General features: G+C 65.6%; 11 protein-coding genes and 1 tRNA gene. 4 read left to right on the top strand and 8 right to left on the bottom strand.

The window, feature by feature from the left end; translation table 11 throughout:
- Positions 1–222: 222 nt before the first annotated feature.
- Together BLU39_RS06600 and BLU39_RS06595 are read right to left on the bottom strand one after the other, a co-directional pair.
- Positions 223–1269 (bottom strand): aldo/keto reductase, encoded by a 1047-nt coding sequence (locus BLU39_RS06600; RefSeq protein ID WP_092711356.1) that lies wholly within the window; start codon positions 1267–1269, stop codon positions 223–225.
- Positions 1269–2318, bottom strand: a complete 1050-nt coding sequence (locus BLU39_RS06595) for a quinone-dependent dihydroorotate dehydrogenase (protein ID WP_092711168.1) — start codon at positions 2316–2318, stop codon at positions 1269–1271. The genes BLU39_RS06600 and BLU39_RS06595 overlap by 1 nt, the downstream gene beginning before the upstream one ends.
- 203 nt (positions 2319–2521) lie before the next feature.
- Here BLU39_RS06595 and BLU39_RS06590 point away from each other — a divergent pair, with 203 nt between their 5' ends.
- The gene (locus tag BLU39_RS06590) at positions 2522–5833 is read left to right on the top strand and encodes a S41 family peptidase (protein ID WP_092711166.1); all 3312 of its coding nucleotides are present in this window, start codon (positions 2522–2524) and stop codon (positions 5831–5833) included.
- 75 nt (positions 5834–5908) lie between these two features.
- Here BLU39_RS06590 and BLU39_RS06585 read toward each other — a convergent pair whose 3' ends face one another.
- The 3 genes from BLU39_RS06585 to BLU39_RS06575 all read right to left on the bottom strand — a co-directional run bounded on the left by BLU39_RS06585 (position 5909) and on the right by BLU39_RS06575 (position 8006).
- Entirely contained in the window at positions 5909–6631 is a 723-nt protein-coding gene (locus BLU39_RS06585; protein ID WP_092711164.1) for an arginyltransferase, read from the bottom strand.
- 66 nt (positions 6632–6697) lie between these two features.
- Positions 6698–7414 carry a leucyl/phenylalanyl-tRNA--protein transferase gene (gene aat / locus BLU39_RS06580; RefSeq protein WP_092711162.1) on the bottom strand — a complete coding sequence of 239 codons (717 nt, stop codon included), beginning with the start codon at positions 7412–7414 and terminating at the stop codon, positions 6698–6700.
- A 13-nt stretch (positions 7415–7427) separates the two neighbouring features.
- Positions 7428–8006, bottom strand: coding sequence for an NUDIX hydrolase (locus BLU39_RS06575; protein WP_092711160.1), 579 nt, complete (start codon positions 8004–8006; stop codon positions 7428–7430).
- Between the two features lie 186 nt (positions 8007–8192).
- Here BLU39_RS06575 and BLU39_RS06570 point away from each other — a divergent pair.
- Positions 8193–8269, top strand: a tRNA-Met gene (locus BLU39_RS06570).
- Positions 8270–8339: 70 nt separating this feature from the next.
- Here the strand turns inward: BLU39_RS06570 and BLU39_RS06565 are convergent.
- Positions 8340–9128: a helix-turn-helix transcriptional regulator gene (locus BLU39_RS06565; RefSeq protein WP_092711158.1), complete on the bottom strand. Its 789-nt coding sequence runs from the start codon at positions 9126–9128 to the stop codon at positions 8340–8342.
- 110 nt (positions 9129–9238) lie between these two features.
- Between BLU39_RS06565 and BLU39_RS06560 the strand changes: the two genes are divergently transcribed.
- Complete coding sequence (locus tag BLU39_RS06560) at positions 9239–10435, top strand: MFS transporter (RefSeq protein WP_092711156.1); 1197 nt, start codon at positions 9239–9241, stop codon at positions 10433–10435.
- Here the strand turns inward: BLU39_RS06560 and BLU39_RS06555 are convergent.
- A complete protein-coding gene (locus BLU39_RS06555; RefSeq protein ID WP_092711154.1) occupies positions 10432–12738 on the bottom strand; it encodes a xanthine dehydrogenase family protein molybdopterin-binding subunit in 2307 nt (768 codons plus the stop codon). The genes BLU39_RS06560 and BLU39_RS06555 overlap by 4 nt on opposite strands.
- Positions 12735–13211 (bottom strand): (2Fe-2S)-binding protein, encoded by a 477-nt coding sequence (locus tag BLU39_RS06550; RefSeq protein WP_092711152.1) that lies wholly within the window; start codon positions 13209–13211, stop codon positions 12735–12737. Before BLU39_RS06550 ends, BLU39_RS06555 begins: the two co-directional genes overlap by 4 nt.
- Positions 13212–13363: 152 nt before the next feature.
- Here BLU39_RS06550 and mug point away from each other — a divergent pair, with 152 nt between their 5' ends.
- Positions 13364–13885 carry a G/U mismatch-specific DNA glycosylase gene (gene mug / locus BLU39_RS06545; RefSeq protein ID WP_092711150.1) on the top strand — a complete coding sequence of 174 codons (522 nt, stop codon included), beginning with the start codon at positions 13364–13366 and terminating at the stop codon, positions 13883–13885.
- Positions 13886–13919: the final 34 nt, after the last annotated feature.

The following is a 13919-nucleotide window of genomic DNA, read 5'->3' as shown; positions in this document are numbered from 1 at the left end:
GGCGTGCTTACGAATCGTTCTGTCTATCGATATGCAATAAATATCTGAAAGACGTCAACATGGCGCGAGTAGCGCATATGGCCTCGTTTCCAGCATACGACCGCGCAGGGCAAGGCCGCAATGCTGCACAGCAGTAAATTGCCAGCTGTTGTATAAATACGACTAGTTGCGATGAGAGGGGGGGGAGCCTGGCGGCGGCCTGCGCCGCCAGGCGGAGCGCGCTTACTGGCCCGGATTGGGCAGACTGGCGTGGATGGCGTCGACGGCCGCCACGAGGTCCGGCGACAGGCTGACTTGATGGGCATCGATATTTTGCTGCAACTGCGCCACGCTGGTGGCGCCGATGATGGTCGAGGCCACGAACCAGCGCGAGTAGCACCAGGCCAGGGCCAGCTGCGCCGGCGTCAAGCCGTGCGCGCGGGCCAGCGCCGCATACTGGGCGGCGGCTGCTATGGTAGCGGGGCGCACGTAGCGGGGACTCCAGCCGGGCGGGAAAATCGTCAGGCGGCCCCTGGCTTGCGGATCGTCGAGGTATTTCGCCGTCAGCTGGCCGAACGCCAGCGGGCTGTAGGCCAGCAAGCTGACGTTTTCCCGGTGGCAGGTTTCGTCGAGCAAGCTTGTCTCGAAATGGCGCGCCGTCAGGTTGTACAGGTTCTGGATCGAGGCGATGCGCGGCAAGCCTTTCAGCTCGGCCTGCTTGATGTATTCGCACACGCCCCACGACGATTCGTTCGACACGCCGATGTGGCCGATCTTGCCCTCGTCGACCAGCTTGCCCAGCACGGCCAGGGTGTCTTCGATGGCGACCGAGGCGTGCTCCTTGCGCGGGTTGTACACGCTGGCGCCGAAGATGGGCAGGTTGCGGCTGGGCCAGTGCAACTGGTACAGGTCGATATGCTCCGTCTGCAGCCGGCGCAGGCTGTCCTCGACGGCGGCGCGGATGTTGACGGCGTCGTGGTCCGTCTTGCCCTTGCGTATCCAGTGCATGCGCGAGTTCGGTCCGGCTACCTTGCTGGCCAGGACGATCTGGTCGCGCTTGCCGCTTTTCTTCAGCCAGCTGCCGATGTAGCGCTCGGTGCTGCCCTGCGTTTGCGCGCTGGCCATCACCGGATACATCTCGGCCGTGTCGATGAAGTTGATACCGCGTTCGAGCGCGTAATCGAGCTGGCTGTGCGCTTCGGCTTCGCTATTCTGCTCGCCGAAGGTCATCGTGCCCAGGCAGATCGTGCTCACTTCCAGGCTGCTGGAACCCAGCTTGACCTTGGCGATCATTTTGCCTGCTTGCCGCGCAGCGCGCGGGCGCAATCCTTGATCAGGGCGGGGCCTGCGTAAATCAGGCCGCTGTACAGCTGCACCAGCTGCGCGCCCGCTTCGAACTTGGCCACGGCGTCGCTGCCCTGCATGATGCCGCCCACGCCGATGATGGGCAGCGCGTCGCCCAGTTCCGCCTTCAGCAGACGGATGACATTGTTCGACAGCTCGAACACGGGCGCGCCGGACAGGCCGCCCGCTTCCGCGCCGTGCGGCATGCCTTCGACGGCGCTGCGTGACAGGGTCGTGTTGGTGGCGATGACGCCGTCGATCTTGTGGCGCGTGAGCGACTCGGCGATGCTTTTCACCTGTTCACCATCCATGTCAGGCGCGATTTTCAGGGCCAGCGGCACGTAGCGCTTGTGTTTGTCCGCCAGGCGCGCCTGGGCTTCCTTGAGCTGCGACAGCAGGGCGTCGAGTTCGGACGCGCCCTGCAGCTGGCGCAGGTTTTTCGTGTTCGGCGACGAGATGTTCACCGTCACATAGCTGGCATACGGGTAGACTTTTTCCAGGCACAGCAGATAGTCGTCGGCCGCGCGCTCGATGGGCGTGTCGGCATTCTTGCCGATGTTCAGTCCCAGCACGCCGGCGCGGTTCTGGTAGAACTTCGACGCCTGCACGTTGGCGACAAAGGCGTCGACGCCGCCATTATTGAAACCCATGCGGTTGATGATGCCCTGCGCCTGCGGCAGGCGGAACATGCGCGGTTTCGGATTGCCCGCCTGCGCGCGCGGCGTGACGGTGCCCACTTCGATGGAACCGAAACCCAGGTCGGCCAGCGCGTCGATGTAGGCGCCATCCTTGTCCAGGCCCGCGGCCAGGCCGACCGGGTTGGGGAAGGTGATGCCCATCACCGTGCGCGGATCCGCCGCCGGTTTGCCGGCCAGCTTCGTCAGGCCCAGCGCACTGGCGCGTTTCAGGGCGGGCAGGGTGAGATGATGGGCCGCTTCGGCATCCATCGAGAACAGCAGCGGGCGGGCGAGGGAGTACAGGAATTTTTCAGACATGGGGCGCTTTGAGTAGGTGTGCGGGCCGCCGGGAAGGGCTGGCGGCGCGCGAAATAAGTGCCGTATTTTACCGTGTTCCGCGTGGCTGCCGGGTGTATAGTTCTCTTTTGTCTAATGCAACATTAATTCATTCATAATTCGCATCGGGCCGCGGACCTTCCTGTTTTTTCTCTGTTCTGTTGACTTCATAAGCGAGACATCGATTGAAAAAGACACGCATCTTGACGGCCATCGCGGCCGCCAGCGCACTGCTGCTGAGCCACCCGGCCCTGGCCCTGCCCAATACGCAAGACACCCGCATGCTGAGCGAACCGGCCGTTTCCAGCCGCCACATCGCCTTCATCTATGCGGGCGATTTGTGGCTGTCGAACCTCGATGGCGGCGGCGCGCGGCGCCTGACCTCCGACCTGGGCGACAAGTCGCATCCCGTGTTCTCGCCCGACGGCAGCCTGATCGCGTATAGCGCGAATATCGACGGCAATATCGACGTGTACGTGATTGCGGCGGCCGGTGGCGTGCCGCGCCGCCTGACCTTCCACCCGGGCGTGGACCTGGCGCAGTCGTTCACGCCCGATGGCCAGTCCGTGATGTTTACCTCGCCCCGCGCCGCCTTCAACAACCGCTTCCAGAAGCTGTTTACGGTGCCGGTAGCGGGCGGCGTGGAAACGCAGCTGGAGATTCCGAATGCCTCGCGCGCCACGTATTCGCCCGATGGCAAGCGCATCGCCTACAACCCGCTGGCGCCCGCCTTCAAGCAGTGGAAGCGCTACCGGGGCGGCACCAATTCCTGGCTGTGGCTGTTTTCGTCCAGCGACAAGTCGATTGAAAAAATCCCCCAGCCGACGACGCGCTCGAACGACGTCGACCCGATCTGGATCAAGGACACCGTCTACTTCCGCTCCGACCGCAACGGCGAATTCAACCTGTTCGCGTATGACGTCAAAACCAAGGCCGTGCGCCAGCTGACGCGGCACACGGATTTCCCCGTGCTGAACGCATCGGCCGCGAACGGCACCATCGTCTACGAGCAGGCGGGCTACCTGCACGCGTTCGACATCGCCAGCGGCCAGGCGCACAAACTGACCATCGGCGTGGCCAGCGACCTGGGACAGACGCGCCCCCGCTGGGTCAAGAATGCGAAATACATCCGCGACGCGTCGATCTCGCCATCGGGCGCGCGCATCGCCTTCGAGTATCGGGGCGAGATCGTCACCATCCCCGCCGACAAGGGCGACGTGCGCAACCTGACGCAGACGGCCGGCGCCCACGAGCGCACGCCGATCTGGTCGCCCGATGGCCGCTCGGTCGCGTATTTCTCGGACGAATCGGGCGAATATGAATTGCATGTGCGGGCGCAGGATGGCAAGGGCGTCGTGCGCAAGTTCAAGCTCAATGGCAGCGGCTTCTATGACAATGCCGTCTGGTCGCCCGACAGCAGGAAGATCGCGTTTGCCGACAATGGCTGGAGCATGTACGTGATCGACGTCGGCACGGGCAAAGTGCAGAAGGTCGCCACGGAGCCGATGTATGGCGTCGACAAGAGCATGCGCGCCTCGTGGGCGCCCGATTCACGCTGGCTGGCCTACACGCTCAATTCGCCCACCTACACGCGCAGCGCCTACATCTATTCCGTCGAGCAGAACAAGTCGATGCCGGTGACCGATGGCCTGTCCGACGTGGCCCAACCCGTGTTCGACAAGAGCGGCAAGTACCTGTACTTCTTCGCGTCGACGAATGCGGGGCCCAGCAACAACTGGTTTTCGCAGCAGAACGAAGACAATCTGGTGACGCGCACCGTATGGATGGCCGTGCTGCGGCGCGACTTGCCGTCGCCCCTGATCAAGGAGAGCGACGAGGAAAAGGCCGCCGGTACGGACGCGAAAAAAGACACGGCGAAGGCGGAAGCGGAGTCGAAGACTGAACCGAAGATCGATCCGAAGACGGGCCGCGACGATCCGAAAGTGGTCGTGGCGCCGGTGGCGCCGATCAGCATCGACTTCGACGGCATCGCCACGCGCATCGTCGACCTGCCGCTGCCGGCCGCGCAGTTTTCCAGCCTGGCCGCCGGCGCCGCGGGGCAGATATTTTTGCTGCGCGAAAGCGATGGCAAGAAGGCCGTGCAGCGCTTCGACCTGAAGGAGCGCAAGGCGGAAACCGTGGTGGCCGACGCCGACGACTTCGACGTTTCCGCCGACGGCAAGAAGCTGTTGTACCGCCAGAAGGACAACTGGGCCATGGGCTCCGCCACGGGCAAGCTGCTGGCGCCGGGCGAGGGCAAGATCAAGGTCGACGCCATCGAAGTGAAAGCGGACCCGCGCGCCGAATGGACGCAGATTTTCAACGAGGTGTGGCGCATCAACCGCGATTACTTCTATGACCCGGGCATGCATGGCGTGGACTGGAAGGCCATGCGCGACAAGTACGCCGTCTTCCTGCCCGAGCTGTCGAGCCGCGCGGACCTGAACCGCCTGATCCAGTGGATGTGCAGCGAACTGGCCGTGGGCCACCACCGCGGCGGTGGCGGCGACGATTTCATCGAGGCGAAGAAGGTGCCGGGTGGACTCCTGGGTGCCGATTACGACGTGAGCGATGGCCATTACCGCTTCAGGAAGGTGTATGGCGGCTTGAACTGGAATCCTGCCCTGCGCGCGCCGCTGACGGAACCGGGCCTGAACGTCAAGGCGGGCGAATACCTGCTGGCCGTCGACAGCCGCCCGCTGGCGCCGCCCACCAATTTGTACAGCGCCTTCGAGAACACGGCCGGCAAGGCCATCGACCTGACCGTGGGGCCATCGGCCGACGGCAAGGGTGCGCGCACGATCACCGTGGTGCCCGTGCCGACCGAGGATGCCTTGCGCAACCGCGACTGGATCGAAGGCAATATGCGCAAGGTGAATGCGGCAACCGGCGGCAAGGTGGCCTACGTGTACGTGCCCAATACGGCGGGCCTGGGCCACACCTACTTCAAGCGCTATTTCTTCCCGCAGGCGGACAGGCAGGCCATCATCGTCGACGAGCGTTTCAATGGCGGCGGCAGCGTGGCCGATTACTACATCGAGATCCTGCAGAAGAAGGAAATCGCCTGGTGGACGATGCGCTACGGCGCCGACATGAAGACGCCGTCCGCGTCGATCCAGGGTCCGCGCGCCATGCTGATCGACGAGACGGCCGGCTCGGGCGGCGACCTGCTGCCGTGGATGTTCCGCAAAAATAACATGGGGCCGCTGATCGGCAAGGCGACTTGGGGCGGCCTGGTGGGCATCCTCGGCTTCCCCGTGCTGATGGATGGCGGCACCATCACGGCGCCGAACCTGGCGTTCTGGACCCGCGAAAACGGCTGGGGCGTGGAAAACGAGGGCGTGCCGCCCGATATCGAAGTCGAGCAAACGCCGGCCGACGTCATCGCGGGCCGCGATCCGCAGCTGGAAAAGGCGATTGAAGTGATAAAGGCCGAGCTGGCGAAGAACCCGCCCGTGCGGCCTGCACGTCCTGCGTTTCCGGACAAGAGCAAATAAAACGGAAACCCCCGATGCAAAGACTGGGGTCGGACCCTGAGGGTCCGACCCCGGCCCTTCGCCGTTGGGTTTAATTTACAGGATCACCCACTGCCCTTTGATCCTCGCTTCCAGCGGCTTGAAATTGATTTTATACGCCATCTTCGGACTCTGTTCGATCCAGTAGCCCAGGTAGATGTAGGGCAGGCCCAGTTCCTGCGCCTGGGCGATTTGCCACAGCACGTTGTAGGTGCCGTACGAGGCGCCCGGCACGTCCGGATCGAAGAACGTGTAGACGGACGACAGGCCGTCGGCCAGCACGTCGATGATGCTGACCATGCGCAGGGTGCCGTCGGCGTCGCGAAATTCCACCAGGCGGGTATTGACCCGGCTTTGCAGCAGGAATTGCGCGTACTGGTCGCGGCTGTCCTGATCCATGCCGCCGCCCGCGTGGCGCGTGCTCTGGTAGCGCAGATACAGTTCGTAGTGCTCGTCGAGGAAGGACAGGGTGGCCACGCCCGCCTGCAGGCCGGCGTGCCGGCTCCAGGCGCGGCGCTGGTTGCGGTTGGGCGTGAAATCGCCCGTCACCACGCGCACGGGGATGCAGGCCTGGCAGCCGTCGCAATACGGGCGGTAGGTAAAAATGCCGCTGCGGCGAAAGCCGTTGCGCACCAGTTCCGAATACACGTCGCTGTTGATCAGGTGCGAAGGCGTGGCCACCTGCGAGCGGGCTTGGCGGTCGTCCAGGTAGCTGCACGGGTACGGTGCCGTCGTGTAGAACTGCAGGGTGGCAAACGGTAGTTCGTTCAGGTGCGTCATGCTGGTCCTGTCTGGTCTGTCCGCGGCGGTGTGCCTGTCGGTGTGCCTGGAGCTATCATAGCTTTTTTACGCCGGTGGCGCAGCATGCCAATCCGTGATTTGCGCTGCTTCAATGGCGATCCGCACATGGGCCAGGAAGCGCGCGCGCGAAATGGGCGCCGCGCCCAGCGAGGCCAGGTGTCTGGTTTCTTGCTGGCAGTCAATCATGGTCACGCCGCGCGCTTGCAAAAACCGTACGAGGTGCGCCAATGCGATCTTCGAGCCATCCGAGACGCGGGCGAACATCGATTCGCCATAGAACATGCGTCCGATCGACACGCCATACGCGCCGCCCACCAGTTCACCGTCCAGCCACAGTTCCGACGAGTGCGCGTAGCCCAGCTTGTGCAAGCCCGTGTAGCCGGCGATGATCTCGTCCGAAATCCAGGTGCCCGGGCCATCCTTGCGCGGCGCCGCGCAGGCGCGCATGACGGCCTCGAAATCGCCGTCGAAGCGCAGCTGCCAGCGCCCGTCCGTGGCGGCGCTGCGCTCGACCTTGCGGATCGCCTTGGCCAGGCTGTCGGACACCTTGAAGTTTTCCGTCATCAGCACCATGCGCGGATCGGTGCTCCACCACAAAATAGGCTGGCCTTCGGAAAACCAGGGGAAGATGCCGCGCCGGTAGGCGTCGAGCAGGCGCGCGGGCGACAGGTCGGCGCCGGCCGCCAGCAGGCCGGGTGCCTCGTCGGTCAGGGCGCGCGCGACGTCGGGGAACGGGGTGTGGATATCGAGCCAGGGAATCATGCGGCGTGGTGGCTTACTCTGCGTCCGCGCGGGCCATCGGGCGCGTGATGTCGCCCGTATGGACGCCGTAGCTGCCGCCTTCGCGGATTTTCACGCGGTCGGCAAAGAACAGTTCCAGGGTGGCGCGGATGGTGGGGAAGGCCAGGTCGTCCCAGGGTATCTGCGCTTCCGTAAACAGCTGCACGTCGAGGCTTTCGATGCCGGGCGCGAAATTGAGGTCGCGCAAACGCGCCAGGTAGAACAGGTGCACCTGGTGCACGCGCTGCACGTTCAGCAGCGAAAACAGGGGCCCCAGTTCGATATTCGCGCCCGCTTCCTCCACCGTTTCGCGCTCGGCCGCGTCGGACGTGGTTTCATCGTTTTCCATGAAGCCGGCCGGCAGGGTCCAGTAGCCGAGGCGCGGCTCGATGGCCCGCTTGCACAGCAAGACCTGCAACTGGCCATCCTCTTCCCAGACGGGAATCGAGCCGACCACCATTTTCGGGTTCTGGTAATGGATGGCGTCGCAGTTGGCGCACACATAGCGGGGACGGTTGTCGCCTTCCGGAATGGACAGGCTGACAGGATGGGCGCATTCGGAACAGAATTTCATGGGCAGGCTTAGGATAAGAGATGTCTAGTGTAACGCTTACTGTACACCGATTGCGTGCCGCGTGGCGAGCTGTGCAGGCACGATTGGCTGCCGCTCATATCGCCCGCGCATTCATTAGATTGGTCTATTGCGGTTGAATTTGAGATAGCTATTGCCTAAGCCACCCGTTTGCCCTTATAATTCTTGTGCGGGGTGGAGCAGTCTGGCAGCTCGTCGGGCTCATAACCCGAAGGTCACAGGTTCAAATCCTGTCCCCGCAACCAATTCGAAGCCGCTGGTTCCTCGCAAGAGGGCCAGCGGTTTTTTCGTTGCGCGCCCCGTTGTGCGTCCCGTTTACTCCGGCGCCTGGCGCGCATACACGACCAGCCGCAGATGGCGGTCCGCATCGATGGTCAGCGAGGTGTGCTCATAGGCGACCTGCTCGCCGTCGATTGTCAGCTGGCGCACGCCTGCACACGGCGCATGCACGTCGTGGCGGCGCCACCATCGCTTGAATTCGGGCGACACTTTTTCCAGCTCCTCCACCAGCGCGTGGATATCGGCTTCCTGCGTGGCGCGCGCGTAGTCGCGGCGAAAGCTCGACAGCATCAGCGGCGCCTGCTCTTCCCAGGCCGTGAAGCGCGAGCGCAGCAGCGGGTCGGTAAACAAGAGCCACAGCAGATTGCGGCGCGATGGCCCATGCGCGCCGAAGCCGAACAGGGTGTCGGCGCCCGCATTGAACGCCAGCACGTCCCAGCGCAGGTTGAGCACATAGGCCGGATGCGCCAGCTCGTGCATCAATCGGCGCACCGGCGGCGGCACCACGCAAAAGGTCTTGCCCTCTTCGGCGGGCGGGCGCGCATGCGCGAGCAGGAACAGGTGACGGCGTTCTGCCGCGTCCAGTTTGAGCACTTCGGCCAGCTTGTCGAGAAAGGCGCTCGAGACGCCGATGTCGCGCCCTTGCTCCAGCCACGTGTACCAGGTCAGGCCCACGCCGGCCAGCGCCGCCACTTCTTCGCGGCGCAAGCCCGGTGTCCTGCGCCGTCCGCCGCCGGGTAAACCCACGTCTTCCGGCGACAGCCGCGCGCGCCGCGCCTGCAGGTAGGCGGCCAGTTCGTGGCGGGTGCGGGCCAAAGTGCGCATGGTGAGCTTGTTCCTGTGAGTCTGTTGCTGCCAGTAATAGCATAAACAGTTAAATTGTAATCGTTTATATTGTATTCCAGAATGCCTGCTTTCTTCCTGAGGGCTGGCCCATGTCTGACTATTCATCTTCCCGCACGCCTGTATCTGCTGTTGCCGCGCTGCCCGCCACCGTCTACCTGATTGCCATCGGTGCGTTCGCGCTGGGCATGGCGTCGTATGTGACGGCGGGCTTGATGCCGATGATCGCCGGCGCGTTTTCCGTTTCCCTGGCGATGGCTGCGCAACTGGTGACGGCGTTCACCCTGGCCTATGGCCTCGGTTCGCCGCTGGCCGTGGCCTTGCTGCCGGCGCGCGCGCAGCGCTCGGGCCTTTTGACCGCGCTGGCCATGTTCGTGCCGGCGAACGGGGCCAGCGCGCTGGCGCCCGGTTTCAGCAGTTTGCTCGCGTGGCGGGCCATTGCCGGCATCGGTGCGGGCGTCTATCTGGCGCTCGGTATCGCCGCGGCGGCGGGCGTGTCGGCGCCGCGGCAGCGGGGCAAGGCCATCGCCTTGATCATGGGCGGCATGGCGGGCGGCACGGTGCTGGGCGTGCCATTGAGCTTGCTGCTGGCGCAGCAGCTGGGCTGGACGGCGGCCCTGTGGCTGGTCGCCATCCTGGGCGGGCTGGCGCTGGCGGGCTTGCTGTGGCAGCTGCCCGCGCTGCCGGCGGCACCGGCCATCTCGCTGCGCCGCAAGCTGGCCTTGCTGGCCGATGGGCAGGTGCTGGCCATCCTGCTCGTGTCCTTGCTGGCGGCCATCGCCAGCCTGGGCATGTACACGTTTATCGCGCCGCTGCTGGCGTGGTCCGCGCAGGGCGCGGCGATGTCCGTCACGCCCTTTCTGTGGGCGTGGGGCGTTGGGGGGATCGTGGGCAGCGTGCTGGTCGGGCCATGGGCGGACAAGGTGGCGGCGCCGAAGCTGACCTGCGTCATCTTGCTGCTGCTGGCGCTGGCCTTGTGCGCGCTGCCGCTGGCGGCCCGCTGGTCGGCCTGGCTGATGCTGGCGCCGATTGCGCTGTGGGGCGCGGCTGGCTGGGCCCTGCAAGTGCCGCAAAACCAGCAGCTGCTGGCCGTGCGCGCGCGGCAGGGTGACGGCAACCTGGCCATCGCCCTCAACGAATCGGCGCTCTACCTGGGCAGCGCCATCGGCGCCGCCATGGGCGCAGTACTGCTACTGCTCAACTGGCCCATGTGGCTGCTGGCGGCCGGCGCCGCAGCCGTGGCAGCTGCGGCGCTGTTGCTGCAGTTGCCAGTGGCGCGGCGCTCCTAGCCTTTCTTCGCCAGCTGCATGCCCACGGGCAGGGCGCGGATGCGCTTGCCCGTGGCGGCGAAAATGGCGTTGCACAGGGCCGGGGCGATGGGCGGCGTGGCCGGCTCGCCCACGCCGCCGAGCTCCATGTCCAGGGTGCCAGGCACCAGATGCGTGTGGATCACGCGCGGCGCGTCGGCGGCGCGCAGCACGCTATAGTCGTGGAAATTGCTTTGCTCGACCCGGCCATTTTTAAAGCTGATCTCGCCGCTCATGGCCAAGGACAGGCCCATGATGCAGGCGCCCTCGATCTGCGAGCGCACGCGGTCCGGGTTGATCTGCGGGCCGCAATCCATGGCGATGTCGACCCTGGGCACGATGACTTCGCCGGCCGCATTGATCTCCACTTCGATCACGGCCGCCACATAGGTGACGAAACTGTAGGACACGGCCAGGCCCAGCCCCCGTCCCTTGGGCAGCTTGCGGCTCCAGCCCGCCTTGGCCGTCGCCAGCTCGATCACGTGACGCATGCGGCCGATATCGACCGGATACTTCGCCGGGTCTTCGCCATAGTTCCAGCCGTCGGACAGGTCGGCCGGGTTGATCTTGCGCGCGGGGCCCAAGAGCGCCAGCAGGTAGTCGCGGTGGTCCTTCTTTGCCGCGTGGGCCAGTTCGGCCGTGAACGACTGGATGGCAAACGCGTGCGGGATGTTCGACACGGAACGGAACCAGCCGATGCGCGTATGCGCCGGCACTTCGGGCACCTCGACGCGGATGTTCGCAATAGCGAACGGCACGTTGATGGCCGACATGCCCAGCTCGAACGGCGCCTGCTTGTTCGCGCCGGCCGCAAAGGTCGAGGTGATCGTGGGCGCGGCCGTGCGGTGCAGCCAGGCCGTCGGCATGCCTTTCGCGTCCAGTGACGCTTCCAGCCGCTCGACGGACACCGTGTGCAGGTAATCGTGCTGCAGGTCGTCGTCGCGCGTCCACGTCAGCTTGACGGGCGCGCCATCCATGGCTTTCGACAGCAGCGCCGCCTCGACGGCGAAATCGGGCTTCGATTTGCGCCCGAAGCCGCCGCCCAGCAGGGTCACGTGCACAGTGACGTCGTCGTACGACAAGCCCAGCGCCGTGGCCACGTTGCTGCGCGTCGCTTGCGGCGCCTGCACGCAGGCCCATACTTCGGCCTTGCCGCCGGCGATGCGCACGGTGGCGGCGGGCGGCTCCATGGTGGCGTGGGCCAGGTGGGGCAGATAGTATTCGGCACTCAGTTTGCGCGCGGCGGGAGTGGCGGCCAGGGTGGCCACCGTCTTGCCCTGATCGCGCGCGGGGCTGGCCGGCTGGCGTACGGCCGCTTCCAGGGTCTTGCGGAAGGCCTTCGAGTCGTAATCGCCGTTCGGGCCATCTTCCCATTCCAGCACCAGCGCTTCGCGGCCCTTGATGGCGGCCCAGGTGTTACGCGCGATGACGGCCACGCCGCCCAGCGGATTGAACATGGCCGGCGGCGGACTGCCCGCCAGTTCGACGATGCGCAGCACGCCCGGCACCTTCAGGGCCGCCGTCTTGTCCACGCTTTTCAGCTTGCCGCCGAAGACGGGCGGACGGGCGATGACGGCATATGCCATGCCGTCGAGGCGCGTGTCGATGCCGAAGTGGGTGTTGCCCGTGACGATGTCGCGCAGGTCGATGCCGCGCGTGCTGGTCTGGCCGATGTAGCGCAGCTCGTCCGCCGTTTTCAGGCTGATGCGCGCGCGCGGCGGTACCGGCAATTTGGCCGCTTCCTCGGCCAGTGCGCCAAACGACAGCGAGCGTCCGCTGGCCCCATGCACGACGGCATGATTGACGGCTTTGACCTCGGTGACGGGCACGTCCCAGCGCACGGCGGCCGCCGTTTCCAGCATCAGGCGCGCCGTGGCGCCCACGTGGCGCATGGCGCGGAACGAATGGCGCATGCTGCGGGAGCCGTCCGTATCCTGGCTGCCGTAGCGCGCCTCGTCGGCGGGCGCCTGCTGTACGCGCACCTGTGCCCAGTCGGCGCCCAGTTCGTCGGCCGCCACCATGGGCAGGCTGGTACGGATGCCCTGGCCCATTTCGGAGCGGTGCACAACGATGGTGACGATGCCGTCGGCGGCCACCGAGAGGAAGACGAGGGTGTCGTCGACCACGCCGCCGGCCATCTTGTCGCCGCCGTATTTGACGGCATCGGCCGCCATCACGAGGCCGGAAGGGCCGGCCACCAAAGTCAGGCCGGCCAGCGCGCCGGCGGCCTTGAGCCAGTTGCGCCGCGCGGGAGAATGGACGGCGGGAGTGTCATGGATGCTCATTTGGCCGCTCCTTTTGCGTTGATGCTGGTGGCGGCCTGCTTGATGGCCGCGTGGATGCGCGTGTAGGTGCCGCAGCGGCAGATATTGCCGCTCATCGCTTCGCGGATTTGCTGGTCGTTCGGTGCCGGCGTCTTGTGTAGCAGGGCCGTGGCCGACATGATCTGCCCGGCCTGACAGTAGCCGCATTGGGGCACGCCGTGTTCCTGCCACGCTTGCTGCAGGGCCAGGCCGACCTTGTCTTCGCCCACGGCTTCGATGGTGGTGATCTTCTTGCCGGCGGCGGCCGACACCGGCGTCACGCAGGAGCGGATGGCTACACCATCGAGGTGCACGGTGCAGGCGCCGCACAGGGCCATGCCGCAGCCGAACTTGGTGCCGGTCATGCCCAGTTCGTCGCGCAGGGCCCACAGCAGGGGCGTGTCTTCAGGCAGTGCAAGGTCGTGCTGCTTGCCATTGATGGTCAGGGTCGTCATGTGTATTCCTCTGTGGGGGATGGTGCGGGAAAGCGCGACGGCCATCCGCCGGACGGATTAGCGCATCAGTAGGGGATGGTAGCACCAGCCGCTGCGCTCTGCAGGCCGTGGGGCCAGGTGGCATACTGCGGCTTCTGATATGGGAGTTCTCCATGACATACATCGCAGCGGCGCAGGGCTTGCCGGACATCCTCGCGCCCGGCTTGCAGGTGGTTTTTTGCGGCCTCAATCCCGGCGTGGACGCGGCCGTCGCGGGCCACCATTTTCTCGGCCGCGGCAACCGCTTCTGGCCCGTGCTGCACCTGGCCGGTTTCACGCCGCATCTGCTGGCGCCGCAGGACGATGCCAGCGTGCTCGCTTTCGGACTGGGGCTGACGGCGGCCGTCGGGCGCCCGACCAGCCGCGCGGACCAGGTGGGGGCGGACGAATTCGCGCAAGCGGCGGCGGGCCTGCGGGACAAACTGGCCGTGACGCAGCCGCAGTGGATCGCCTTCCTGGGCAAGGCCGCCTACGCGGCGATGACGGGCAAGCGCCAGCTGGAATGGGGCGAACAGGCGGAGCGCTTCGGCGGCGCGCGCGTGTGGATACTGCCCAATCCCAGCGGCCTCAATCGCGGCTATTCGAAGGAGTGCCTGGTCGACGCGTATGCGGAGCTCAAACGCGCGCTGGGCTGACGTCCAGTTCCACCGCGCGTCATGTCAAGGGTAG

This window comes from Janthinobacterium sp. OK676 (assembly GCF_900103595.1).
Classification (GTDB): domain Bacteria; phylum Pseudomonadota; class Gammaproteobacteria; order Burkholderiales; family Burkholderiaceae_D; genus Janthinobacterium.
The sequence above is the reverse complement of the archived record's forward strand: the minus strand, read 5'-3'. Positions and strand labels throughout refer to the sequence as shown.